The sequence below is a fragment of the Mesorhizobium vachelliae genome, from assembly GCF_033977325.1.
In the GTDB taxonomy this organism is placed as follows: Bacteria; Pseudomonadota; Alphaproteobacteria; order Rhizobiales; family Rhizobiaceae; genus Mesorhizobium; species Mesorhizobium vachelliae.
On record NZ_JAVIIR010000005.1, the window covers coordinates 26,069 to 48,880 of the forward strand.

Here is a 22,812-nt window from a genome sequence, read left to right on the forward strand (position 1 = left end):
CCCGAGTACATCCTGCTTAGCCGCTGCCCTTGCCGGCGATGCTGGTGATCTTCTGGATGAATTCGTTGATCGCCCGGTCGAGCGCGGCGTTCTGCTTGTCGTCGCCGAAATCCGGCACGATGAGCGAGACATGGCGTGTCTTGCGCGATCCGGAAGCGGCGGACACCTTGCCGGGATGTGCCTGGTGATAGGCGGCCATGAACTGATCGCGCTCGGCCTGGCTGAAATGGCAGACGGAAAAGATCGACGGCAGATGCTTTGACGGAATCGGGATCGAATAGGCCGGACTGGAAATCTGCGTGACGAAGCTGCGGTGCTTGCCGAGCGCATCGGCCAGGCGCTGGCGCATGCCGGACGGGCGCTGGTCGATCACCTCCGACAGGATCGTCTTATAGGCGCGGATCGCCTCTTCCGCGCCTGTTTCAGGTATCTTCTCGGTCCTGGCCATGCCGCGCTTACACCGGGACGTCCGCGATGGCCGCCTTGGCCATGGCGAGTTGCGCAGGGGCGACCGACAGGTCGCGCAGGCCGGCCTCGATCAGCGCAGGGATGGCTGCCGGATCGCCGCCCGCGTCGCCGCACAGGCTGACCGGAATACCTCTCTCCCGTCCTGACGCGGTCACAGCAGCGATCAGCCGCAGCACCGCCGGATGGCGGACGGAATTGAGATGCGCCACTGCTGCATTGTCCCGCGCGGCCGCCATCACATATTGCGTCAGGTCGTTGGAGCCGATCGAGAAGAAGGCGACGTCGGCGAAGGCCTCCGGGGCCAGCGCGACGGACGGCACCTCGACCATGATGCCGAGCGGCGGAAGTTGGTGCGCCACGCCTTGCGCGGCAAGCGCAGCCTGTTCCTGCGCGAACAGCGCGGCGGCTTGGCTGTATTCGTCAGGCGTGGCGATCATCGGGAACATCACCTTCAGATTGCCGTGGATGGCGGCGCGCAGCAATGCCCGTATCTGCACCCGGAAGATATCGCGCCGCTTGAGCGAGAGCCTTATGCCGCGCAGGCCGAGAAACGGGTTGGTCTCCTCGACGGTGAAGCCGGGCACCGGCTTGTCGCCGCCGGCATCGACGGTGCGGATGGTCACCGGCTTGTCGCCGGCCCATTCCAGCACCTTGCGATAGGCACGGTATTGCGTCTCCTCGTCCGGCAGCGTCTTGCCAAACAGGAATTCGGTCCGCATCAGCCCGACGCCGTCGCAGGTTGCTATGTCGATGCCGTCGACATCGGAAGGGTAGGCGATGTTGACCTGCACGCGCACGGCGGTGCCGGCCCTGGTCACCGCCGGCGCCGTCAGGAATGTCTGCGCTGCGCCTTGACGGTCGGCGAAGGCGGAGGCCGATTGCCGGAAGGCTTCGATCTCGGCCGGCGACGGCGAGAAAACGACCCTGCCGCGTTCTGCGTCGAGCAGCGCTACGCCGGTGGGCGGTGCGGCCGACGCGCCGAGACCGACCACCATCGGCACGCCGCGCGAGCGCGCCAGCATCGCGACATGGCTGGCCGTGCTGCTGGATCGCAGCGCTATACCGCCGCCCACGCTCCAATCGGTTTCGAGGAAGCGCGTCGGCGCGATGTCCTCGCCATAGAGGATTGCGCCCGGGGGGGCTGTGGCCTCGTTGTCCTCGCTCAGCGCGCGCAGCACCTGGTCGCGGATGTCCCGCAAATCCGCGGCGCGGGCGCGGAAATAATCCTGGTCCGACGCTTCGTAGCCAGCGATCTCCCCGTCGAGCGCCGCGCGCCAGGCGACATCCGCGGGTTGCCCGGAGCCGATCGCCGCCAAGGCCGGACCGCTCAGCGCGTCGTCCTCCAGCATGGCGATGTGGAATTCGAGGATGCCGGCGGCGTCGCCGTCGGCGGTTTCGACCAGCGCTGCCAGCCGGCCGACGGCCTTGCCGATTGCGTTTGCCAGTGCGACCTGTTCTTCATCGGCGCTCGCCTTGGCCTTGTAGCGCGCCGGAGGCCGGTCGAGGTCGAACAGCGGGCCTTCGGCGTAACCGGGAGAGGCGGGAACACCGTCAACCCGCATGGCTCGCCTTCCTTGCGGGCCGATGGACATGCAGGCCCGTTTCAAGCGGACCGGACATGATCCGCGCCCTCGTCGAAGTCGCGCCGCACCAGATCGACCAGGGCTTTCACCGCCTGGGCCGCGCCGTCGCCCTTTGCGCGGATGTGCAACAGCGTGCCTTTCGGCGCCTTGGCCGCCATCACCTTGACGATGCTCTTGGCGTCGAACCAGGGGCCGTTTGCCGCCACTGCCACTTCCACGTCGGCCGCGAACGACTTGGCGAGCTTGGTGAACTTCACCGAAGGGCGGGCGTGCAGGCCCACCGCATGGGTGATCAGGATCGTTGCTTCGGCGGATGCGGACATTCAGTCGGTTCCAGTTCGTTCACGACGGCGACAATTCATGCGCCGTCGCCACCACTTCCTTGAGCGAGGCGCCGCCGGAGGATTCGGTCGCCGCCATCACCGCGCCCTCGACGATCGGCGCGTTGCAGACGACTATTCTGTGCGAGCGGGGCTCGCCGATCATCTCGACGGCCATCTCCGAGTTGGTCTCGGCGCCGCCGAGATCGACAAGTATGGCGACGCCCGCTTCCGACCAGGCCTTGTCGATCGCCGCCATGATCGCCTCGACGCTGGTGCCGAGCCCGCCATGGCCGTTTCCGCCACACCATGCAAGCGGCACCTCGTCGCCCACCATCTGGCGCACCATGTCGGCCGTGCCCTCGGCAACCAGGGGCGAGTGCGACACGATGACGATACCGACATTGCTCATCAATTGCCCTCTATCGCTCCCGCGACCGCGCGCACCAGAAGCGCGGTCGAGCGCGCTCCGGCGTCCATATGCCCGATCGAGCGCTCTCCCAGGAAGGAAGCGCGCCCGCGCAGGGCCTTCATCGGCACCGTGGCCTCCGAAGCCTTGTCAGCCGCGTCGACGATTTCGGCAGCCGTCTGGCCTTGCGCCAATGCCTCATACACCGGCTGCAGCACGTCGAGCATGGTTTTTTGTCCCGGCTGCGATTTGCCGCGCGCCGCGACAGCCTCGATCGCCTTGCCAAGCGCTGCCGTCAGCCCGTCGCGATCCGGGGCAGCGGGCAATTCCTTGCCGAGCGTCATGAACAGCGTGCCGAACAAGGGCCCGGAGGCACCGCCTACGGTCATCACCAGCTTGGTGCCGACCGCCTTCAGCGCGTCGGGCAGCGGCTTCGCCGCGAAGGCGTCCGCCTCGGCGCGCACGGCCTCGAAACCGCGTTTCATGTTCAGCCCGTGGTCGCCATCGCCGATCGCCTGATCGAGCGCGGTCAACTCCTCCGCATGCGCGGCGATCGTATCGGCCGCCGCCACGATCAGTCGGGAGAAGTCGGCTGCGGCCATCACTTGTTCCTCATGCCGGGACGAACAGTGCCGCGACCGCCGCGAAAACTTCGGCGACCGCGAAGGCGCCGGGATCCGCAACACCGTCGAGTTGGCCGCCAATATAGACGGAACGGCCGGCCTTGGCCTTCCGCATCGCGGCGGTTGCCGCAGCACCTTGCCGCGCCGCCTTGGCGGCTGCTTCCGGCCCGCTCGCGTCTAGGGCCTTCAGCGCCGGTTCCAGCGCATCGACCATGGTGCGGTCGCCGATCTCGGCGCCGCCGTAAAAGGTCATCCGGTCGAGCCCGGCGAGCAAGGACCTGCCGAGCGATGCGCCAGTGCCGAGAGACTGCGAGGCGGCGGTGAAGAAGATCGACAGCAGCACGCCGCTGGAACCGCCCATCGAGGTGCCCAGCGTATCGCCGATTTCGGCGAATGTCGCGGTCTTGTCGGCAAGCGGCAGCGTGTCGATGCGCCCGAGGATGCTTCGCGCGCCGGTCGCCACGGTCGAACCTGTATCGCCGTCGCCTGCCTTGGCGTCGAGCGCGTTGAGCGGCTCTTCGAGCGCGATCAGCCTTTGACAAACGGCCGTGATCAGCCGCTCGGCGGCCGCATCGCGGCTGGCAGGCTTTGTGGTTGCGCCGATGGCGGGCCTGCTCATCGCCAAGACGACTGGGGCCCGGACCGGCTTCGCCGGCAGCCAGGCGTGCGGGCCGACCGGCGCCTTGAGCGCCGCCTCACGTTCCGCGTCCAGCTTGATCAGCGACAGCGAGAATCCGTTCATGTTGAGCGCCGTCATCAGATGCCCGGGGCCGATCGTCAGCGCCACGGCCTTTGCCAGCGGCGAGGCGAGCACCGCATTGGCGATCAAGGACATTTCGAGCGTTGGCACCGAGCCGAGATTGTTGATCAGCAAGGCATAGCGGCTGCCGGCATCGAGCCGCGCGGTAAGGCGTTCCGCCATGATCGCCACCAGCGCGCCGGCGCTCTGTAGCGTAATGCGTTCGACGCCGGGCTCACCATGGATGCCGAGGCCGAGCTCCCCGTCCTCCGCGCCGAAGCGCTCCTCATGCGCCTGTCCGGGGATCGAGCAGGAAGAGAGCGAGATGCCGAGCGAAACAATGTCCTTCGCCGCAGCGCGCGCCGCGGCGGCAACCGACGCCAGGTCGCCGCCGGTCTCGGAGAGGTGGCCGGCGATCTTGTGCACGAACAGCGTGCCAGCGACGCCGCGCGGCTGTGCGATGTCGGGCAGCGCGATGTCGTCGCCGACGATCACCATCTCGACCGGCAGGCCCTCGGCGCGCGCCTTCTCGGCGGCCAGACCGAAATTGAGTCGGTCCCCGGTGTAGTTCTTGACGACCAGCAAGCAGCCGGCCGGGCCGGTCGTGGCGCGGATCGCCGCCAGCACCGCCTCGACGCTCGGCGAGGCGAAGATCTCGCCGGAGACGGCCGCCGTCAGCATGCCGGCGCCGACGAAGCCCGCATGCGACGGCTCATGCCCGGCGCCGCCGCCCGAAACCACGGCCACCTTCGTCTTGTCCCAGTCGGCGCGCAGCACGACCTTGATCTCTGGATAGCCGTCGAGGCGGGCGAGCGCGCCCGATCCCGCCGTGGCGAGGAAGCCGTCCAGCGCCTCGGTGACGATCGTGTCCTTGCGGTTGAAGAAGTGCTTCATGGATTTCGTCCAGTCCGTATCTGCGGTCGTCAATCGGTGTGGGAATATATGGCGCGAACCGGCTACATGAGTCTTTGCCCGTCCGAGCCGAAATAGAGCGGAGCCATGTAGCGGATCGTCACCTTGTCCCCCTTGGCCAAAGGCGTGTCGGGATCGGTCAGCGTCACCAGCTTCTTCGCCCCCACGGTCACATGCAGGTGGTTCTGGTCGCCGAGATGCTCGACCCAGTCGACGACGCCGTCGGCATGGCCGTTCATCGCCTTCTCGATCGCCAGATGCTCGGTGCGGGCGCCGATCGTCGTCGTTCCGGTCGGCGCGCCGCCGTCGGGCAGCAGCCCGGCTGGCAGGAGGTTGATCGCCGGCTGGCCGAGGCGGGCGGCGACATGCAGGTTCGCCGGCTCTGAATAGATCGCGCGCGGCGTGCCGATCTGCACCAGCACGCCGTCGGCGAGGATGCCGATGCGGTCGGCCATGGTCATCGCCTCGATCTGGTCGTGCGTGACATAGAGCATGGTGGCGCCGAGCTCGGACTGGATGCGCTTCAGCTCCAGCCGGAGATCGGCGCGCAGCTTGGCGTCGAGTGAGGACAGCGGCTCGTCCATGAGATAGATCGCGGGCTTGCGCACCAGCGCGCGGCCGATGGCGACGCGCTGCATCTCGCCGCCCGACAGCTTGGTCGAGCGGTTGTCGAGCTTGTGGTCGATGCGCACCATGCGCGCGACCTCCTCGACACGCCGGCGCACCGCCTCTTCCGGAAACCGCCGCGCCGGCGAGCGCAGCGGGAAGGCGAGGTTGTCGAACACCGAAAGATGCGGATAGAGCGAATATTGCTGGAAGACGAAGGCGGTGTCGCGCTCGGCCGGTGACAGCGCCGTCGCATCATGGCCGCCGATATGGATCGTGCCGCTGTCCGGCCGCTCCAGCCCGGCGATCAGCCTCAGCGTCGTCGTCTTGCCGGCGCCAGTCGGCCCAAGCAGCACGACGAATTCGCCGTCCTTGATCGCGAGGTCGAGATCGCCGACCGCGACCGTGTCGCCAAAACTCTTGGTCACGCCCTGGATATGGACATCAGCCATGGCGCGCCTCCATCGCCTGATCATACATGGCGGTCCTGACCGCGCGTCCCGAGCCTTTCTCGAACAGCGACAGCCGGGCGCTGCTCAGCGCCAGCCCGACCTGTTCGCCGGGGCTGAGATGGATGCCGGCCGGCACGCGGGCCTTGATGATGCCGTCCGCCGTCTCGACCGCGACGATCTGGGTCGTGCCGAGATATTCGGTGCCGTAGATTGCGCCGCGCAGTTTCGAGCCGTCGTCGAAGCGGATGTGCTCAGGCCTAATGCCGAGCGCCATGTCGGCGGGCGCGATGTCCTCGCGCACTTCCGGCACGGTGACCTTGGCGCCCTGCACGACGATTTCCTTGGCGCCCCTCGCAAGCCCGCCGCCGAAGCGCAGGAAGTTCATCGGCGGCGAGCCGATGAAATCGGCAACGAACATGGTTGCCGGCCGGTCGTAGATTTCGCGTGGACTTCCGAACTGTTCGATGACGCCATGGTTCATCACCGCGATCTTGTCGGCCATCGACATCGCTTCCATCTGGTCATGCGTGACATAGACGGTCGTGGCGTGGATGCGGTTGTGCAGTTCGCGCAATTCATGGACCATGAGGTCACGGAATTCGGTGTCTAAAGTGCCGAGCGGCTCGTCCATGAGAAAACACTTTGGACGCCGCACGATGGCGCGGCCGAGCGCGACGCGCTGGCGGTCGCCGCCAGCGAGGCCGGAGACCGATTTGTCGAGCAGGTGGTCGATGCGCAAGAGCTTCGCCGTCTCTTCCACGCGTTGACGGATCTCGGCGGCAGGCATGCCCTGCGCCAGCAGCGGGAAGCCGATATTTTTGCGCACGTTCATGTGCGGGTAGAGCGCGAAGAGCTGGAAGACGAAGGCGATGTCGCGCTCGCGCGCCCGGCGCATCGTGACGTCCTCGCCGCCAAGCAGGATCTTGCCGCCGGTCGGCAGTTCGAGGCCGGCGATCATGCGCAGCGTCGTCGTCTTGCCGCAGCCGGATGGCCCGAGCATGACGAAGAACTCACCGTCCTCGACGACGAAGTTGGAATCCTGCACGGCGACGAACGCGCCGAAGGCCTTCCTCAGGTTCTGAACACGGATCTCGGCCATCGTTATTCCGGGAATTTCGAGACGATGATGAACATCACCGTGCCGGCAAGCATGGTGACGAAGGAATAGCTGTAGAGCGACAGCGCGAAGGGCTGGAACAGCATCAGGAAGCCGATGGCGATGATTGCCGTCGCGATGTTTTCCATCAGGCCGCGCCTTGCCCAGACGGGCCAGGAGGAGCGCTTGGAGGCAACAGAGCGGTTCATGCGGCACCCCCTTCCTTCTCCCCGGTTACGGGGAGAGATGGTTGCCAGGTGGTTCCCCCACTCCGTCGCTGCTTCGCAGCGCCACCTCTCCCCCCTCCGGAGGGAGAGGAAGGGAACCTGGCTGGAATCGCCTCGCGCCTTTCCTCTCCCCCGTCGATCGGGGGAGAGGTGTCGAGCGAAGCTCGACGGAGTGGGGGTCGACTTGTTTCCACATCAATCATTTGCGCACCGCTCCGAAGGTGATGCCGCGCAAGAGCTGCTTGCGCAGCAGGATGGTGAAGACGAGGATCGGCACCAGGAAGATCGTCGTGCCCGCGGCGACCGCCGGCCAGTCCTGGCCGCCTTCGCCGATGATGGTCGGGATGAAGGGCGGCGCGGTCTGCGCCGTGCCGGAAGTCAGAAGTGCGGCGAACGCATATTCGTTCCAGGCAAAGATCAGGCAGAAGATGGCGGTGGCGGCAATGCCGGTCGTCGCCTGCGGCAGCACGGTGCGCCAGAACGCCTGCAGCCGCGTGTAGCCGTCGATCATCGCCGCTTCCTCATACTCGCGCGGGATCTCGTCGATGAAGCCCTTGAGCAGCCAGACGGCCAGCGAGACGTTGACCGCGGTGTAGAGCAGGATCATGCCGAGCTCGGTGTCGGAGAGGCCGAGCTCGCGGTACATTAGGTAGATCGGGATCGCCACCGCGATCGGCGGCATGAATCGTGTCGACAGGATGAAGAACAGGAGGTCATCGGCCAGCGGCACCTTGAAGCGCGAGAAGCCATAGGCAGAGAGCGTTCCGAGGAACACCGCGCAGAAGGTCGAGCCGAAGGCGATGATCAGCGAGTTGACGAAGCGCGGCAGGAAGTTCGACGGGCCGGCGATGACCATGTTGCGCTTGCGCACCGTTTCGTCGCAGAGCCCGGTCGCCGGCCCGAGCGCGTTGATGTATTCGGGCGTCTGCCTGGTGCGGGTGGTGAACAGGTTGCAATAGCCTTCGAGGCTCGGCTGGAAGACGATCTTCGGCGGATAGGCGATCGAATCCGGTGGCGTCTTGAAGCTGGTGGCGAAGATCCAGAGCAGCGGCACGATCGAGATCAGCGCGTAGCCGACGACGATGGCACCGGCGATCCGCTTCGAATTGGCCGAGGGTGCGACGACGGAATGGGCGGTTGTCAGGCTCATCTCTGCTTCACCTTGTTGAGCGCCTTGACGTAGATGTTGGCCAGCCCGAACACGGCGACGAACAGGATGATGGCGAAGGCCGACGAATAACCGGTGCGCCAGCTCTCGAAGGCCTGCCGCTTCAGCGTGATCGAGGCGACCTCGGTGGTCGAGCCGGGCCCGCCGCCGGTCAAGAGGTTGACCATGTCGAACATCTTGAAGTTCTCGATGCCGCGGAACAGCACAGCCAGCATGATGAAGGGAAGGGCCATAGGCAGGGTGATCGACCAGAACTGCCGCCAGTTGGAGGCGCGGTCGACCTCGGCCGCCTCATAGATGTATTCGGGGATCGAGCGCAGGCCGGCGAGGCAGATCAGCATCACGTAAGGCGTCCACATCCAGGTATCGACGATGATGATCGCCCAGGGCGCGAGCTGCACGCTGCCCAGCATCTCGAAGGACGAAGGCGGCAGGCCGGTGAAGAAGGCGACGATGTAGTTGAACAGGCCGGTTTGCGGCTGGTAGAGGAAGCGCCAAAAATTGCCGACCACTGCCGGCGACAGCATCATCGGCACCAGGATGATCGTCGTCCAGAAGGCGTGGCCGCGAAACTTGCGGTCGATCAGCCAAGCAAGCGTGAAGCCGATCGCCGTCTCGAGCAGGATCGTCCAGAAAACGAAATGCGCCGTTGCCTGCATGGCGATCCAGATGTCCTGGTCGCCGAGGATGCGTTGGTAATTGGCAAGTCCCAGATTCTTCACCACCTCGTTGGGTCGGTTGGCGCGATAATTGGTGAAGGAAAGATAGATCGCCCAGAACAGCGGAAAGATGTTGATCGCCAGCAGCAAAAGGATCGTCGGCGAGATGAACAGCCAGGCGAGGCCCTTGTCGCTGATGCCCCGGATCTTGCGGGCCAACGGTTCCGGTGTCGCCCGGGCAAAGTTGTCCGCAGTCCGATCAAGCATGGTTAATCCTGCGTCGGTCACTGGTAGCTCTCGTCGATGGAATTTATCTGAACTGCGTCCCGTGCCAAGGCGGCACGGGACCAGAGCATGATGCCGAAAAGTGTCAGCGGTTTTCGGACGACATCATGCTCTATCTCTGATCTTAGAGGCGGAGATTTCAGGTCGTCTCGACCTGAAATCTCCGGCTCGGGAGGAGCCTTACATCTTGCCGTCGTCCTGGAAGGTCTGCGTCCAGTCCTTGACGAGGCTGTCGAGCGCTTCCTGCGCGGTGCCCTGGTCGGCCACGACATAGTCATGGACGCGCTTCTGCATCGCCTGCAGCAGCGTGGCGTAGCTTGGCTCGGCCCAGAAATCCTTCACGATCTGCATCGATTGCAGGAAGTCGGGAGCGAAAGGCGCGCTTTTCGGGAAGGACGGAGCCTCGACGACCGCCTTCAGCGCCGAGTAGCCGCCGATCTCCCACCACTTCTGCTGCACGGCAGGCTGTGCGAACCACTTGATATATTTCAGGGCGGAGTCCTTATGGTCCGAATAGGAGACCACCGAGATGCCCTGGCCGCCGAGCTGCGTGAAGTGACCCTGCGGTCCGGCAGGATTGGGGAAGAACCCGATCTTGTCGCCGCCGACATTGGGATCCTTGTAAAGGCCCGGGAAGAACGCGAACCAGTTCATCTGCATCGCCACCTGGCCTGACTTGAAGGCGTCAAGTCCCTCCGACATGTAGGCGTCGGTCATGCCCGGCGCTGTGCAGCACTTGTAAAGGTCCTTGTAGAATTCGAGGCCCTTCGCCGCGTCCGCGGAGTTGACGAATCCCTTCATGGCGTATGCCTTCTTGGGATCCTCATATTGGAAACCATAATCGTAAAGGACGTTCGTCACGCCCATCGTGATGCCTTCTGACCCCCGCTCCGTGAAGATGTAGGCGCCGTAGACCTTCTTGCCGTCGATGTTGCGGCCCTGGAAGAATTCAGCGATCTGCTTCAGCTCGTCATAGGTCTTCGGCGGGGCGAGATCGCGGCCGTACTTCTCCTTGAACTCCTTCTGCAGTTCGGGCTTGGAGAACCAGTCCTTGCGGTAGGTCCAGCCGACCGCGTCGGCCATGGCCGGCAGCGCCCAGTAATTGGGCGTGTTCTTCGGCCATTCCGAATAACCGACGACGGTCGCCGGCACGAAGTCGTCCATGCTGATATGCTCCTTGTCGAAGAAGTCGTTCAGCTTGACATAGTGCCCATTCTCGGCGGCGCCGCCGACCCATTGGCTGTCGCCGATGATCAGGTCGCAGAGCTTGCCGTGCGAGTTGAGCTCGTTGAGGAAGCGGTCGGCATAGTTGGTCCACGGCACGAACTCGAACTTCATGCCGATGCCGGTTTCCTTGGTGAAGTCCTTGGACAGTTCCACGAGCGCATTGGCCGGGTCCCAGGCCGCCCAGCATAACGTCAGGTCTTCCGCATGCGCGACGTTCGAGACGGCGGTCGACGCAAAGATCGCCGAGGCCAGTCCCAACGCCAGTTTCAAGGTCGATTTCATGCCTTACCTCCCATTTGCGAAACGCGTCCGGATGACGGTTTCAAGAGCCCTCAACCCTCGCTCCTCCGAGGGCCCAAACACGGCGGCGCGCGTTGCGCAGCCGATGTTTAGTAATTTGTTTAGTAGTGCTCTTTTTACTAAACAACGCAAGCGAATTCGTTGCTGCGCCGCAGCATCGCGGGAAGGGTCATTGAAATCGTTGGGAAATGATCGCCGGGCGTCTGCGTCCGTCGTCAGCCGGCGGGGTTCGGGCTTGCCGTCACCGGCCGGATCGGCGGCGCGGGCGGCAACAGCGCGCGTATGTCGGCGAAGGGGAAGGTCGGCTCGAAGCGGAAGGCCTCGGCCAGCGCGCTGGCGGTGCCGTTGCATTGTCCGGCGCGGAACTCGTTTTGGAGGCGCGCCCTGTGCACATAATGCTCCGGACCTTGCGACTGGTGCGCGCGGATCGCTTTAGCCTTGATGTCCCAGTGATGCGATATCTCGACATAATGCGTCGGCGAAAAACCGGTGCCGCCGAGCGTGTCGGCATGCAGCACCGGCACCGCGAAGGACGCCGCGATGCGCACGCCGTCGGACAGGGCGCGGTGGTCTCCGTGGTAATCGTAGGGCGCGTGGGTGATGGCGAGGTCGGGCTTCACCTCGCGGACCAGCGCCTTCAGCACCGCAATGAACGCGGCATCGGCGATGAGCGCGCCGTCGGGAAAGTCGAGGAAACGCGGCTCGACGCCGAGCAGGCCCGCCGCTTTGGCCGCTTCCTCGCGCCGCAAGCGGGCAAGCGCCTTCGGATCGCCCTTGCCGCCCTTGGCACCATCGGTGGCTATGGCAAAAGTCAGCTCTGCGCCTTGCGCGGCATAGGCGGCCAGCGTACCGAACATGAATATCTCGATGTCGTCGGGATGCGCTCCCAGCGCCAGTATCTTCACGTCTTCTCTCCCGGAAATGGTATCGTGCCGAACGGAATCCTGCTCGCCCTGATCGCTTATGCAAGCTATTCGTTCAGCGACGCCGTCATCAAGAGCCTGGGCGGGCAGTTTACCGTCTTCGAGATCGGCTTCTTCTCGACCCTGTTTGCCGGCTGTTTTCTGTTCTTCACCAAGCCCAGCGACGAACGCTGGCGCGACGCCTGGCGCACCAAGAGGCCTTGGGCGGTGCAGGCGCGCGCCTTGGCGGGCATTGCGTCGGGCGTGCTCAGCGTCTTTGCCTTCACCACCATTCCGCTGGCGGAAGTCTACGCGCTGATCTTCCTGGCGCCGTTGCTGGTCACCATCCTGTCGACGGTCATCCTGAAGGAAAGGGTCGGTCCCTGGCGGTGGCTGGCCGTCGTCGCCGGCTTTGTCGGCGTCATGCTGGTGGTGCGGCCGGGCTTTCGCGAATTGCATCTCGGCCATCTCGCCGCCTTTGCCAACGCCTTCCTCGCCGCGACCAGCGTCATCCTGATGCGCTCGCTCGCCCAGCAGGAGAAGCGTACGACCATTCTAGGCGCGCTGGTCGGATATGGCTTGGTCTTCAACGGGGTGGGTGCTGCCGCGACCTCGTTCTCGCTCCCCGGTCTCGGGCAACTGGTCTGGCTGATGCTGGCCGGAATCTTCACCGCCGGCGGACAGCTGCTGCAATTGCTCGCGGTCAAATACGCGCCCGCAAACCGCATTGCGCCGACGCATTACTCGCAGATCGTCTGGGCGGTCATCCTCGGCGCGCTGTTCTTCCAGGAATATCCCGACTGGCTGTCGCTGGTCGGCCTGGCGGTGGTCGGCGCCTCCGGCCTGCTGACGATGGTGCGCGAAGAGGTGAGGCTCGGCACCGTGCGCTGGAACCCGTTTTCGCGAACCAGGCTTTGAGCGTGCACCCTTCCGGCAAGTTGCATGGCGACCGCGACCGCTGATATGCGGGCGACATGACGACGAAACCCCTGCCGGAGCTTCCGGTCACAGCCGTGCTGCCGGCACTCGGCGAAGCGCTCGCCCAGCGCAACAGCGCCGTGCTGGTGGCGCCGCCCGGCGCAGGCAAGACGACGCTGGTGCCGCTGGCGCTGCTCGACGCGCCATGGCTGGGGCAGGGCCGGATCGTGCTGCTCGAACCGCGCCGGCTCGCCGCCCGCGCCGCCGCCCGCCGCATGGCCGAGCTGCTGGGCGAAGAACCCGGCGGCACGGTGGGCTACGCCATGCGCATGGAGAACCGGACCTCGGCGCGGACGAAAATCCTGGTCGTCACCGAAGGCGTGCTCTCGCGCATGATCCTCGACGACCCGGAACTGCCGGGCGTCTCCGCGGTGATCTTTGACGAATTCCACGAGCGCTCGCTCGACGGGGATTTCGGCCTGGCGCTGGCGCTCGACGTGCAGGGCGCGCTGCGGCCGGACCTGCGCCTGCTGGTCATGTCGGCGACCCTCGACGGCGCGCGCGTTGCAAAGCTTTTGGCGCAGGCGCCGGTGATCGAGAGCGAGGGCCGCGCCTTCCCGGTCGAGATCCGCTACGACGAACGGCCGGCAGGCATGGCGATCGAGGACGCCATGGCCAGGGCCGTGCGCGCGGCCCTGGCCGGCGAGCAAGGCAGCGTGCTCGCCTTCCTGCCCGGACAGCGCGAGATCGAGCGTACCGCCGAGCGGCTTCAGGGCAATGTCGCCGCCGACACCGATATCGTCCCGCTTTACGGTCAGCTCGACAACAGGGCGCAGGACGCGGCGATAAAGCCGGCACCGGCCGGCCGCCGCAAGGTGGTGCTGGCGACCTCGATCGCCGAGACGTCCATCACCATCGACGGCGTGCGCGTCGTCGTCGATTCCGGCCTGTCGCGGCTGCCGCGCTATGAGCCGGCGAGCGGCCTGACCAGGCTCGAGACGGTGCGCGTCAGCAGGGCTTCGGCCGACCAGCGCGCCGGCCGAGCCGGCCGTACGCAAGCTGGCGTGGCGGTGCGACTGTGGCGCGCCGAGCAGACCGCGTCGCTTCCTGCCTTCACGCCGCCAGAGATCCTCGAGGCGGATTTGTCCGGCCTGCTGCTCGACTGCGCCGCTTTCGGCGTTGCCGATCCGTCGAGCCTTTCCTTCCTCGATCCGCCGCCGGCCCCGGCGCTCAACGAAGCGCGGGTCCTGCTGCGCGCGTTGCATGCCATCGATGAGGCAGGGCGACTGACCGAGGCGGGCGGCGCGATGCGCAAATTGGCGCTGCCGGTGCGGCTGGCGCATATGGTGGCCGAAGCGGCGAAGACCGGTCATGCGCTCGATGCGGCGACGCTTGCCGTGCTTTTGACCGAGCGCGGACTGGGCGGCGACAGCGCCGATCTGGAGCTGCGTCTGATTCGTTTTCGCGGCGAGAAATCCCCCCGCGCCAATGCCGCCAGGCAGCTCGCCGAGCGTTTGGCCAGACAGGCCTTACCCTCCTCCTCGAGGGGAGGGTCGGCGAGCGCGCTGAGCGACGCTCAGCGTGATCGACGGGGTGGGGTCGCCGGTAGCGTGGCCGAACCGACCCCACCCCGATCCGCTGCGCGGCTCGACCCTCCCCTCGAGGGGGAGGGTAAGAGCGCCGGCTCGCTCCTCATCCATGCCTGGCCGGATCGGGTCGCGAGGGCGCGCGGCGAGCATAGCCGCTTCGTGCTCGCCAACGGGTCGGGCGCCATGGTCGATGCCGCCGACCCGCTTGCCAACGAGACCTGGCTGGTGGTCGCCGACCTGCAGGGCAAGGCGCAGAACGCCCGCATCACCGCCGCCGCCCCGGTCGGCGAAGCCGATATCCGCGCCGCTCTTGCCGATCGCATCGAGACGAAGCGCGAGGCGAGTTTCGACCGCGAGCGCCGCGCCGTGCGCATGCGTGAGACCGCCCGGCTCGGCGCCATCACATTGTCCGAACGCATGCTGCCGGCGCCGTCCGGCGCCGACGCCGATCGGGCTATCCTCGATGCTTTACGCGAGCACGGCCTGTCGCTGCTCGACTGGGGCAAGGAAGCGGAGACGCTCCGCCAGCGGCTCGGCTGGCTGCATCGCGGCCTGGGCGCGCCCTGGCCCGATGTTTCGGATGCAGCGCTTATCGAGGGCCTCGACGATTGGCTCCTGCCGTTTCTCTCCGGCGATGCCTCTTTCGCGGCCATCAAGCCGGCGACTTTGTCGTCGGCGCTCATGGCGCTGGTCCCGCACGACCTGCAACGCAGGGTCGACGCGCTGGCGCCGACCCATTTCGACGCGCCATCGGGCAGCCACGTGCCGATCCGCTATGACGGCGAATGGCCAGTGCTTTCGATCCGCGTGCAGGAGCTGTTCGGCCTCGACCGTCATCCGACGATCGCCAACGGCGCGGTGCCGCTGACGCTGGAGCTGCTGTCGCCGGCGCATCGTCCCATACAGACCACGCGCGATCTTCCCGGCTTCTGGCGCGGCTCCTGGGCGGACGTGCGCACCGACATGCGCGGCCGCTATCCAAAGCATGTCTGGCCGGAAAATCCGCTGCTGGCTGCCGCCACCAGCCGCGCCAAGCCGCGTGGGACGTAGTTCATGCCGCTGCGGCACGTTGGCGATTGGCGCAAACACCCATCGCTTCGTCATCCACGGGCGGAGCAAGGAGCGAAGGGCTACTAGCGCTTACCCTCCTGCGGTTATAATCGTAAGTCGATGATCAACATCCTGCGCGCGCCCGATTCCCAGCAAAGCCAGCGGTTGCGGCTCAACACGCTGATCCGACTGCGCTGGCTGGCCATTGTCGGCCAGAGCATTGCGGTGCTCGTCGTCGCCTACGGGCTGAAATTCCCACTGCCGGTGTCGATGTGCTTCGCGCTGATCGCCTGCTCGGCCTGGATGAATCTGTGGCTCACCTTCCGCTATCCCGCGGCGCACCGCTTGACCCCGCTTTCGGCCTTCGCGATCCTCACCTTCGACGGCATCCAGCTTACCGGCCTGCTCTACATGACCGGCGGCCTGACCAATCCGTTTTGCGTGCTGCTTTCAGTGCCGGTCGTCATCTCGGCCGCTTCCCTGCCGCTGCGCATGACCGCGGTGCTGGGCGCGCTGGTCATGATAGCCGCGACGCTGCTGGTGTTCTTCCACCTGCCGCTGCCCTGGTATGAGGGATCGCCGCTGCCGATGCCCTTCATCTATGTCGCCGGCATGTGGATGGCGGTCTTCGCCTCGATCGCCTTCACCGCCATCTATGCCTTCCGCGTCGCGGCGGAAGCGCGCCTGCTCGCCAATGCGCTTGCCGCCACCGAACTGGTGCTGCAGCGCGAGCAGCATCTGTCCGCGCTGGACGGGCTGGCCGCCGCTGCCGCGCATGAGCTCGGCACGCCGCTGGCCACCATCACCGTCGTCGCCAAGGAGATGGAGAAGGCGCTCGGCAAGGACCCGAAATATGGCGAGGACGTCAAGCTCCTGCGCTCGCAGAGCGAGCGTTGCCGCGAGATCCTGAAGCGGCTGACCAGCCTTTCCTCGGAAGGCGAAGCGCATCTGTCGCGCATGCCGCTCACCTCGCTGATCGAGGAGGTGACGGCGCCGCATCGCGACTTCGGCATTTCGATCCGGCTGCGGCCCGGCGAGCGCATCGGCCCGGAGCCGGTCGGCCAGCGCAACCCTGGCGTCATCTACGGGCTCGGCAATCTGGTCGAGAACGCCGTCGATTTCGCCCGCAGCTCCGTCACCGTCAGCTGGAGCTGGGACAATGAGGCGGTCACCTTCTCCATCATCGATGACGGGCCGGGATTCCCGGCCGAGATCATCGACCGCATCGGCGAGCCCTATATGTCGACGCGCCAGGGCACCGAGGCCGGCGGCGGCCTGGGGCTCGGGCTGTTCATCGCCAAGACCTTGCTGGAGCGTTCCGGCGCCACCATCGATTTCCGCAATTCGAGCGGTCTCGGCGAAGGCGCGGTGGTGCAGATATCCTGGCCGCGCGGCGTCTTCCTCAACCAGGAACAGGCCTCGGCCACCATGTTCGACAACGCCTAAACCTTGCAGTTGTCGCATGGCAGCTCTGTTGCCGGCTCTAAAAATTGGACATTGCCCTTGCGGGACTGTATCTGCGTAAAAGTGAAGCATGTCGCCCAAAATTGTGTCTGGAAAAGCGGCATGCCCGAAAACATGGACTTCAAGCGCCTTCGCCGGAATTCGTTTCGACGGGTGCGCTTTTGGTCAATAGGATGCCGATAAGATGAGCGGAGACGAAACGACTGGCGCAATGGTCGAGGGCGAGGACACCTCGCTGCTCATCGTCGAGGACGACAAGCCCTTCCTCACCCGGCTTGCCCGGGCCATGGAGACAAGGGGCTTCGTGGTCGAGACGGCGGAGAGTGTGGAAGAGGCGGTCGCCAAGGCGCGCGCCCATCCGCCGGCCTATGCGGTGGTCGATATGCGGCTTGGCGACGGCAACGGCCTCGATGTCGTGGCAGTCATTCGCGAGAAGCGCGGCGACGCCCGCGCCATCATCCTGACCGGCTACGGCAACATCGCCACCGCGGTGACGGCGGTGAAGCTCGGCGCCGTCGACTATCTTTCCAAGCCCGCTGATGCCGACGACGTCTTCGCCGCGCTCACCCGCACTTCCGGCGAGCGCGCCGCGCCGCCGGAAAACCCGATGTCGGCCGACCGCGTGCGCTGGGAGCACATCCAGCGCGTCTACGAAATGTGCGACCGCAACGTTTCCGAAACGGCGCGCCGGTTGAACATGCACCGCCGCACCCTGCAGCGGATACTCGCAAAGCGGGCGCCGCGCTAGGCAAGCGTCGTCATCCACGAGTCTGCGCCGCGTCGCTTCGCTCCTTGCTTCGCCCGTGGATGACGAAAGGACAGGCGTTTCAGCTAACTTTCGAAGCATGCGCTGTCGTGTGACTTGTAAGCCTTGCGTCATCACGGATGCTGCGCATCATTGGACTACAGATTCCCGGCCAACAGGCTAGGTTAGCGAGGCACCATGCGAGACGAGCGGCCGAAATCGATCCTGCGCGAGTTCCTTGACGGCGAGGCCGCTGGCGGCATCATCCTGATGGCGGCCGCAGCCCTTGCGCTGATCGTCGCCAACTCGCCTTTGGCCGCAACCTATTTCGCCGTCCTGCACGCTTATCTCGGGCCGCTCAGCGTCTCGCACTGGATCAATGACGGGCTGATGGCGGTGTTCTTCCTGCTGGTCGGGCTGGAGATCAAGCGCGAGATGCTGGACGGACAGCTCTCGACCTGGCCGCGACGCGTGCTGCCGGGCATCGCCGCCGCCGGCGGCATGGCTGTGCCGGCGCTGGTCTATGTCCTGATCAACCGCAACAATGCGGCAGCGCTCTCCGGCTGGGCGATCCCCACCGCCACCGACATCGCCTTCGCGCTCGGCGTGCTGTCGCTGCTCGGCAGCCGCGTGCCCGCCTCGCTGAAGGTGTTCCTCACCGCTCTGGCCATCATCGACGATCTGGGCGCCGTCGTCATCATCGCGCTGTTCTACACAAGCGGCCTGTCGCTCGCCTATCTGGCCGCCGCCTTCGTCGTCATCGCCCTGCTCGTCCTGCTCAACCGTATGCGGGCCATGAAGCTTTGGCCGTATCTCCTGCTTGGCGTCGTTTTGTGGGTGCTGGTGCTGAAATCGGGCGTGCATGCCACGCTGGCCGGCGTCGCGCTGGCGCTCACCATCCCGCTGGAGCGCTCTCCCGGCATCAGCCACAAAACAGAACATTCGCCGCTGCACCGGCTGGAGCACGGCCTGCACAAGCTCGTGCCCTTCCTCGTTATCCCGATCTTCGGCTTCGCCAATGCCGGCGTGCCGCTCGGCGGCCTGAGCCTTGCAGCCCTTGTCGAGCCGTTGACGCTGGGCGTCGCCGCCGGCCTGGTCGTAGGCAAGCTGGTCGGCGTCTTCGGCTCCTCGGCGCTCGCGATCCGCTTCGGCCTCGCCGACCTGCCGGTCAATGCCGGCTGGCTGCATATGTTGGGCATTTCGCTGCTTTGCGGCATCGGCTTCACCATGAGCCTGTTCATCGGCCTGCTTGCCTTCGCCGACGATCCTGCGCTCCAGGGCGCGGTGAAGGTCGGCATCCTTGCCGGCTCGCTGGTTGCCGCGCTGCTGGGCGCCGCCGTGCTGCTCACGACGCCGGCGGCTGGCGGGGCGGAAGAAGATCTGGGCTGACCCCTCAGGACACGACAGGTTCCGGCGGCAGGCCGAAGGCCGCAAACAGGCTGGGACCGAGCGGCGGGACATAGATCGTCAGCGAGGCGATGTTGCCGCCTGCCGGCTCGATGACATGCAGCGAATGCGGCCGCCACTTGGAATCGTGGCGGCCAAGCGCGTAGACGCCGACGGCCGGCTGGGTGTTGGCGCCGACGGCCGCCGCGCGGTAGCCGGCAAAATTGCTCCAGACACTCCCCAGGAAGGCTCCGATGGCCGGGCGTCCGCGGTACCATTCCCGCCATGGCGGCATGTGATAGATGGCGTCATCGCGCAGCAGCTCGACAAGCCCGTCGAGATTGTCGGCCTGCCAAGCCTGCATATAGCGTTCGAGCAGCACGCCTTCGTCCGCACTGGGCTGCAACCACTGCGTCGCGCGCCCCTGGAGATAGCGATTGCCCATCGTCGCGCGGGCCCGCTGCAAGACGCTGTTGATCGAGGCGGTCGATCCGCCCAGCAATTGCGCGGTCTCGATCGCGGACCATCCGAGCACATCGCATAGCAGCAAGGCCGCGCGCTGCCTGGGTGGCAGGAACTGGATCGCCGCGACGAAGGCGAGCCGCACGGCCTCGCGGGCCTCGTAGCGCGCTTCCGGGCCGGGCCTGTCGTCGGCAATGTCTGGCAGCTCCGCGTCCGGATACGGCTCCAGCCAGGCGAGCTCCGTGGCTGGCCCGCCGGTCGCTTCTCCTTCAGAGGGTGGCCGTCGGGGCTGCTCGAGAATGCGCCGCGCTGACGAGCGTGCCTTGATCGCATTGAGGCAGCTTTTTGTGGCAATCGCGTAGAGCCAGCCGCGCGCTGAGCCGCGTCCGTCGAATTGCGACCGCGCGCGCCAGGCCTTGAGGAACGTTTCCTGGACGAGATCGTCCGCCTCGTTGAGCGAGCCCATCATCCGGTAGCAATGGAGCTTGAGCGCGCGGCGGTGGGCGGCGCTCAGGCGCTCGAAAGCCAGCCGGTCGAGGACCGGCTGGCCTGGCCGGCCCAAAGGCTCGAGAGGGCCGGTGGCGTCAGTCATGCGGAGCCCGGGGCACTGGATTCGGCCGCCATCCTGCGCGCCTCATGCCGCCGCCGCAAGGCCGCTGCCGCTCACGGTGAAGGAACTGCCCTGCGGCTTGCCCGTTACGAGCTGGACCACTGCCCGTCCGACATCGGCGGGCGTCTGCATGTCGCTCATGCTGGCCAGGAAGTCGGCCGGACGGATGCCCATATAGGCCGCGATGCCGTCGATGCCGCGGTCGCCGACCCCGGTGCCCGGCATGATGCGGGCCGGCGACAGCGCCATGAAGCGCAGGCCGAGGCCGAGTCGGTCCGATTCCTTCTGGCAATGGCCGGCCAGGAATATCTGCATGCGCTTGGCGCCGGCATAGCCGCCCGAGTTCGGCGGGCCGCCGCTGATAGCGGCGCCGCTGGCGATCAGCAGCACACGGGCGCCTGGCTTGAGCCGGCCCTTGAGGGCTTCTCGGCAAAACAGGAACGACGCCTTGACGTCCATTTCCCAGTTCGCCGAGAAGACCTCCCAACTCTGCTCCTGGATCGGCGCCGAAGGGGCGAGCGCACCCGCGCAGACCACCAACACGTCAGGCGCAAGCGCATCGAAAACCGCTTGCGGCGCGGCTTCCGCCGTCGCGTCGATGGCAAGGGTCTTCAGGCCCGGCCGTTCCCAGGCGAACTGCTTGAGGTCGTCGGCGCCGCGAGCGACGGCAAGCACATGCGCGCCCGCGTCAAGCGCTGCTTCCACGATCGAACGGCCGACACCCCGGCTGCCCCCGACGACGACGACATTCTGATTTTGCAACGGTTTCATGTGATCACCTCTTTCCAGGCCGCCGGCCATCCGGACGCGCCTGTAGGTGAAGACAAACGGGATCGACGGAAATCATCGGTGCGAGACGAAAATTTTCGCGAGCCTCTGGGGAGACCGGGTCGGATGCCAGCCGCCGCCGTCAACGCGGCGCGACTTCTATCTACTCGCTCTCGCCATCCAGCGCCGGCACCGCGACGCCGGCAAGCTCGGCTGCCAAGAGCCTCGCGGCGCCCGCGCGGGCGATCCGCAGCATCAGCGCCTTGCGCGTCGCGGTCGCCATGCGGTGCTCCGGCGCATCGCGAAGGATCTCCGCGCCATAGCCGTCGGAAAGGATGAAGCCGCATTCCTCGGGAAAGATGTCCTGTTGAACGCCGGGATGGGTGGCGAAGAAGAACCGGTCGGAATGCAGCCGGTAGTCCGGCCATTTGCGGTCGACCCTGAAATCCTCGATTGAGGATTTGATCTCGATGATCCAGATGTCGCCCTGCCTGGTCAGCGCCACGAGATCGGCGCGCCGCCCGGTGGCCAAAGACAGCTCCGGCAGCACATGCGCGCCCATTTCTCTAAGCAGCCGCTGCACGCCGCGCCGCACCAGCATGGCGCGCTCCGACTGGCGGCCGTCGATCAAAGGGTTGAGGGGAATCGGGGAAACGATGGGCATGGCAGGCACCATGCCAGATTTTGTTCACGGTTTGAACCCAGTTTCAGGGGGCGATTATATATTTGACAAACCAGGAGTGTGAAAGGAATGGAGGTCTGAGTGGGAATTGAACCCATTCCGTCGGTTTTGCAGACCGATGCGTCACCGTCCCGCCCTCAGACCATGGTGCCTCTATGCCTAGTCAATCCGGGCGTAGTCAACCTCATAGAATTTAGCTCTTGTTAATCCTGCCCTGTGACTTCAGTCTCGGCCCAAGAACCGCACCTCGGCTGGATTTTGGCGTGGAGGATGCCATGACGCGCGATCAGATGCTTGCCCACCTTCGGTCCGCCGACGCTGTCGCGCGTGAGGCGGCGGCGCATGGGCATCATCCGTTCGGCTGCGTGCTGGTCGGGCCGGACGATCGCGTCTTGATGCGGCAGGGCAATCTCGACACGGTGCGCCATGCCGAGACCGAATTGGCCCGTCGCGCGGCGGCGGCCTATGAGCCTCAGTTCCTGTGGCAATGCACGCTGGTCTCGACCTTCGAACCATGCGCGATGTGCGCCGGCACGATGTACTGGGCGAATATCGGGCGGCTGGTCTACGGGGTCGAGGAAACCAGCCTCCTGGCGCTCACCGGGGACCACGCGGAGAATCCGACGATGAACCTCGCCTCGCGTACCGTCTTCGCTTCCGGCCAGAAAAAGATCGAGGTCTTCGGTCCGTTCCCCGAAATTGCGGACGAGTTGCTCGCCCCGCACCGCGATTTCTGGATGCGCTGACAGGACTGGGCCTCAGGCAGCGCCCGCCATGTCGTCCAAAATTGGGCAGTCCGGCCGGTCATCGCCATGGCAGGCATGGATCAGCTTCTGCAGCGTCGAGCGCATCGACTGCAATTCGCGCACCTTCTCTTCGATCGCTTTGACATGGGCGGCGGCGATCTCGCGCACGTCGTGGCTGGCGCGGCCGCGATCCTGATAGAGCGCCATCAGCTGCCTGCAATCGTCGATTGAGAAGCCGAGATTGCGCGCGCGGCGCAGGAAGGCAAGCCGATGGATATCGTCGCCGGAGTAATCGCGATAGCCGTTCTCTGCCCGCGCCGGACGGATCAGGCCGATCTCCTCGTAGTAGCGGATGGTCTTGGCCGGCAGTCCGGAACGCTCGGCGGCATCACCGACATTCATGGCGCTCTCCTCGA

Annotated in this window: 23 protein-coding genes and 1 tRNA gene; 6 read left to right on the plus strand and 18 right to left on the minus strand. The window is 65.9% G+C overall.

What is annotated here, in order from left to right:
• Nucleotides 1-16 precede the first annotated feature (16 nt).
• The 13 genes from RFM41_RS12370 to RFM41_RS12430 form a co-directional block, all read right to left on the minus strand.
• The gene (locus tag RFM41_RS12370) at nucleotides 17-448 is read right to left on the minus strand and encodes a hypothetical protein (RefSeq protein ID WP_320249427.1); all 432 of its coding nucleotides are present in this window, start codon (nucleotides 446-448) and stop codon (nucleotides 17-19) included.
• 7 nt (nucleotides 449-455) lie between these two features.
• Nucleotides 456-2,030, minus strand: a complete 1,575-nt coding sequence (gene ptsP / locus RFM41_RS12375; RefSeq protein WP_320249425.1) for a phosphoenolpyruvate--protein phosphotransferase — start codon at nucleotides 2,028-2,030, stop codon at nucleotides 456-458.
• Between the two features lie 41 nt (nucleotides 2,031-2,071).
• Entirely contained in the window at nucleotides 2,072-2,374 is a 303-nt protein-coding gene (locus tag RFM41_RS12380) for an HPr family phosphocarrier protein (protein ID WP_320249423.1), read from the minus strand.
• A 19-nt stretch (nucleotides 2,375-2,393) separates the two neighbouring features.
• Nucleotides 2,394-2,783, minus strand: coding sequence for a dihydroxyacetone kinase phosphoryl donor subunit DhaM (gene dhaM / locus RFM41_RS12385; protein ID WP_320249420.1), 390 nt, complete (start codon nucleotides 2,781-2,783; stop codon nucleotides 2,394-2,396).
• The gene (gene dhaL, locus RFM41_RS12390; protein WP_320249418.1) at nucleotides 2,783-3,382 is read right to left on the minus strand and encodes a dihydroxyacetone kinase subunit DhaL; all 600 of its coding nucleotides are present in this window, start codon (nucleotides 3,380-3,382) and stop codon (nucleotides 2,783-2,785) included. The genes dhaM and dhaL overlap by 1 nt, the downstream gene beginning before the upstream one ends.
• A 10-nt stretch (nucleotides 3,383-3,392) precedes the next feature.
• On the minus strand, nucleotides 3,393-5,036 hold the full coding sequence (locus RFM41_RS12395; RefSeq protein WP_320249415.1) for a dihydroxyacetone kinase subunit DhaK: 1,644 nt from the start codon (nucleotides 5,034-5,036) through the stop codon (nucleotides 3,393-3,395).
• 62 nt (nucleotides 5,037-5,098) lie between these two features.
• Nucleotides 5,099-6,112 (minus strand): ABC transporter ATP-binding protein, encoded by a 1,014-nt coding sequence (locus RFM41_RS12400; RefSeq protein ID WP_320249412.1) that lies wholly within the window; start codon nucleotides 6,110-6,112, stop codon nucleotides 5,099-5,101.
• Nucleotides 6,105-7,211: an ABC transporter ATP-binding protein gene (locus RFM41_RS12405; RefSeq protein WP_320249409.1), complete on the minus strand. Its 1,107-nt coding sequence runs from the start codon at nucleotides 7,209-7,211 to the stop codon at nucleotides 6,105-6,107. The genes RFM41_RS12400 and RFM41_RS12405 overlap by 8 nt, the downstream gene beginning before the upstream one ends.
• 2 nt (nucleotides 7,212-7,213) lie before the next feature.
• On the minus strand, nucleotides 7,214-7,417 hold the full coding sequence (locus RFM41_RS12410; protein WP_320249406.1) for a hypothetical protein: 204 nt from the start codon (nucleotides 7,415-7,417) through the stop codon (nucleotides 7,214-7,216).
• A gap of 217 nt (nucleotides 7,418-7,634) precedes the next feature.
• On the minus strand, nucleotides 7,635-8,585 hold the full coding sequence (locus RFM41_RS12415; protein ID WP_320249404.1) for a carbohydrate ABC transporter permease: 951 nt from the start codon (nucleotides 8,583-8,585) through the stop codon (nucleotides 7,635-7,637).
• Nucleotides 8,582-9,529 (minus strand): carbohydrate ABC transporter permease, encoded by a 948-nt coding sequence (locus tag RFM41_RS12420; RefSeq protein ID WP_320249402.1) that lies wholly within the window; start codon nucleotides 9,527-9,529, stop codon nucleotides 8,582-8,584. Before RFM41_RS12420 ends, RFM41_RS12415 begins: the two co-directional genes overlap by 4 nt.
• Before the next feature lie 198 nt (nucleotides 9,530-9,727).
• Nucleotides 9,728-11,056: an ABC transporter substrate-binding protein gene (locus tag RFM41_RS12425; protein ID WP_320249399.1), complete on the minus strand. Its 1,329-nt coding sequence runs from the start codon at nucleotides 11,054-11,056 to the stop codon at nucleotides 9,728-9,730.
• A 233-nt stretch (nucleotides 11,057-11,289) separates the two neighbouring features.
• A complete protein-coding gene (locus tag RFM41_RS12430; RefSeq protein WP_320249397.1) occupies nucleotides 11,290-11,979 on the minus strand; it encodes a PIG-L deacetylase family protein in 690 nt (229 codons plus the stop codon).
• Between the two features lie 24 nt (nucleotides 11,980-12,003).
• Between RFM41_RS12430 and RFM41_RS12435 the strand changes: the two genes are divergently transcribed.
• The 5 genes from RFM41_RS12435 (at nucleotide 12,004) to nhaA (ending at nucleotide 19,131) form a co-directional block, all read left to right on the plus strand.
• Nucleotides 12,004-12,894, plus strand: coding sequence for a DMT family transporter (locus RFM41_RS12435; RefSeq protein WP_320249395.1), 891 nt, complete (start codon nucleotides 12,004-12,006; stop codon nucleotides 12,892-12,894).
• Between the two features lie 56 nt (nucleotides 12,895-12,950).
• Nucleotides 12,951-15,533, plus strand: coding sequence for an ATP-dependent helicase HrpB (gene hrpB, locus RFM41_RS12440; protein ID WP_320249392.1), 2,583 nt, complete (start codon nucleotides 12,951-12,953; stop codon nucleotides 15,531-15,533).
• Between the two features lie 120 nt (nucleotides 15,534-15,653).
• A complete protein-coding gene (locus tag RFM41_RS12445) occupies nucleotides 15,654-16,979 on the plus strand; it encodes an ActS/PrrB/RegB family redox-sensitive histidine kinase (protein ID WP_320249389.1) in 1,326 nt (441 codons plus the stop codon).
• A gap of 202 nt (nucleotides 16,980-17,181) precedes the next feature.
• Nucleotides 17,182-17,745, plus strand: a complete 564-nt coding sequence (locus RFM41_RS12450) for an ActR/PrrA/RegA family redox response regulator transcription factor (protein WP_320249386.1) — start codon at nucleotides 17,182-17,184, stop codon at nucleotides 17,743-17,745.
• A gap of 195 nt (nucleotides 17,746-17,940) precedes the next feature.
• A complete protein-coding gene (nhaA, locus tag RFM41_RS12455; protein ID WP_320249383.1) occupies nucleotides 17,941-19,131 on the plus strand; it encodes a Na+/H+ antiporter NhaA in 1,191 nt (396 codons plus the stop codon).
• A gap of 4 nt (nucleotides 19,132-19,135) precedes the next feature.
• Here nhaA and RFM41_RS12460 read toward each other — a convergent pair whose 3' ends face one another.
• The 4 genes from RFM41_RS12460 to RFM41_RS12475 all read right to left on the minus strand — a co-directional run bounded on the left by RFM41_RS12460 (nucleotide 19,136) and on the right by RFM41_RS12475 (nucleotide 21,794).
• Nucleotides 19,136-20,182 carry an RNA polymerase subunit sigma-70 gene (locus RFM41_RS12460; protein ID WP_320249380.1) on the minus strand — a complete coding sequence of 349 codons (1,047 nt, stop codon included), beginning with the start codon at nucleotides 20,180-20,182 and terminating at the stop codon, nucleotides 19,136-19,138.
• Nucleotides 20,183-20,224: 42 nt separating this feature from the next.
• The gene (locus RFM41_RS12465; protein WP_320249378.1) at nucleotides 20,225-20,971 is read right to left on the minus strand and encodes an SDR family NAD(P)-dependent oxidoreductase; all 747 of its coding nucleotides are present in this window, start codon (nucleotides 20,969-20,971) and stop codon (nucleotides 20,225-20,227) included.
• A gap of 160 nt (nucleotides 20,972-21,131) precedes the next feature.
• Nucleotides 21,132-21,632, minus strand: a complete 501-nt coding sequence (locus RFM41_RS12470) for an MmcB family DNA repair protein (protein WP_320249375.1) — start codon at nucleotides 21,630-21,632, stop codon at nucleotides 21,132-21,134.
• An 88-nt stretch (nucleotides 21,633-21,720) separates the two neighbouring features.
• Nucleotides 21,721-21,794, minus strand: a tRNA-Cys gene (locus RFM41_RS12475).
• 131 nt (nucleotides 21,795-21,925) lie between these two features.
• On the opposite strand from RFM41_RS12475, the gene RFM41_RS12480 reads away from it, so the two are divergent.
• Entirely contained in the window at nucleotides 21,926-22,396 is a 471-nt protein-coding gene (locus RFM41_RS12480) for a nucleoside deaminase (protein WP_320249372.1), read from the plus strand.
• 12 nt (nucleotides 22,397-22,408) lie between these two features.
• On the opposite strand, the gene cueR is transcribed toward RFM41_RS12480, so the two are convergent.
• Nucleotides 22,409-22,798, minus strand: a complete 390-nt coding sequence (cueR, locus tag RFM41_RS12485; protein WP_320249369.1) for a Cu(I)-responsive transcriptional regulator — start codon at nucleotides 22,796-22,798, stop codon at nucleotides 22,409-22,411.
• Nucleotides 22,799-22,812 lie beyond the last annotated feature (14 nt).

Coding starts and splice junctions, on each gene's coding strand:
- RFM41_RS12395 (WP_320249415.1), bottom strand. CDS start 5,036: ATGAAGCACTTCTTCAACCGCAAGGACACGATCGTCACCGAGGCGCTG.
- nhaA (WP_320249383.1), top strand. CDS start 17,941: ATGCGAGACGAGCGGCCGAAATCGATCCTGCGCGAGTTCCTTGACGGC.
- RFM41_RS12370 (WP_320249427.1), bottom strand. CDS start 448: ATGGCCAGGACCGAGAAGATACCTGAAACAGGCGCGGAAGAGGCGATC.
- RFM41_RS12415 (WP_320249404.1), bottom strand. CDS start 8,585: ATGAGCCTGACAACCGCCCATTCCGTCGTCGCACCCTCGGCCAATTCG.
- RFM41_RS12450 (WP_320249386.1), top strand. CDS start 17,182: ATGAGCGGAGACGAAACGACTGGCGCAATGGTCGAGGGCGAGGACACC.
- hrpB (WP_320249392.1), top strand. CDS start 12,951: ATGACGACGAAACCCCTGCCGGAGCTTCCGGTCACAGCCGTGCTGCCG.
- cueR (WP_320249369.1), bottom strand. CDS start 22,798: ATGAATGTCGGTGATGCCGCCGAGCGTTCCGGACTGCCGGCCAAGACC.
- RFM41_RS12405 (WP_320249409.1), bottom strand. CDS start 7,211: ATGGCCGAGATCCGTGTTCAGAACCTGAGGAAGGCCTTCGGCGCGTTC.
- RFM41_RS12460 (WP_320249380.1), bottom strand. CDS start 20,182: ATGACTGACGCCACCGGCCCTCTCGAGCCTTTGGGCCGGCCAGGCCAG.
- ptsP (WP_320249425.1), bottom strand. CDS start 2,030: ATGCGGGTTGACGGTGTTCCCGCCTCTCCCGGTTACGCCGAAGGCCCG.
- RFM41_RS12425 (WP_320249399.1), bottom strand. CDS start 11,056: ATGAAATCGACCTTGAAACTGGCGTTGGGACTGGCCTCGGCGATCTTT.
- RFM41_RS12410 (WP_320249406.1), bottom strand. CDS start 7,417: ATGAACCGCTCTGTTGCCTCCAAGCGCTCCTCCTGGCCCGTCTGGGCA.
- RFM41_RS12465 (WP_320249378.1), bottom strand. CDS start 20,971: ATGAAACCGTTGCAAAATCAGAATGTCGTCGTCGTCGGGGGCAGCCGG.
- RFM41_RS12480 (WP_320249372.1), top strand. CDS start 21,926: ATGACGCGCGATCAGATGCTTGCCCACCTTCGGTCCGCCGACGCTGTC.
- RFM41_RS12445 (WP_320249389.1), top strand. CDS start 15,654: ATGATCAACATCCTGCGCGCGCCCGATTCCCAGCAAAGCCAGCGGTTG.
- RFM41_RS12420 (WP_320249402.1), bottom strand. CDS start 9,529: ATGCTTGATCGGACTGCGGACAACTTTGCCCGGGCGACACCGGAACCG.
- dhaL (WP_320249418.1), bottom strand. CDS start 3,382: ATGGCCGCAGCCGACTTCTCCCGACTGATCGTGGCGGCGGCCGATACG.
- RFM41_RS12380 (WP_320249423.1), bottom strand. CDS start 2,374: ATGTCCGCATCCGCCGAAGCAACGATCCTGATCACCCATGCGGTGGGC.
- RFM41_RS12470 (WP_320249375.1), bottom strand. CDS start 21,632: ATGCCCATCGTTTCCCCGATTCCCCTCAACCCTTTGATCGACGGCCGC.
- dhaM (WP_320249420.1), bottom strand. CDS start 2,783: ATGAGCAATGTCGGTATCGTCATCGTGTCGCACTCGCCCCTGGTTGCC.
- RFM41_RS12400 (WP_320249412.1), bottom strand. CDS start 6,112: ATGGCTGATGTCCATATCCAGGGCGTGACCAAGAGTTTTGGCGACACG.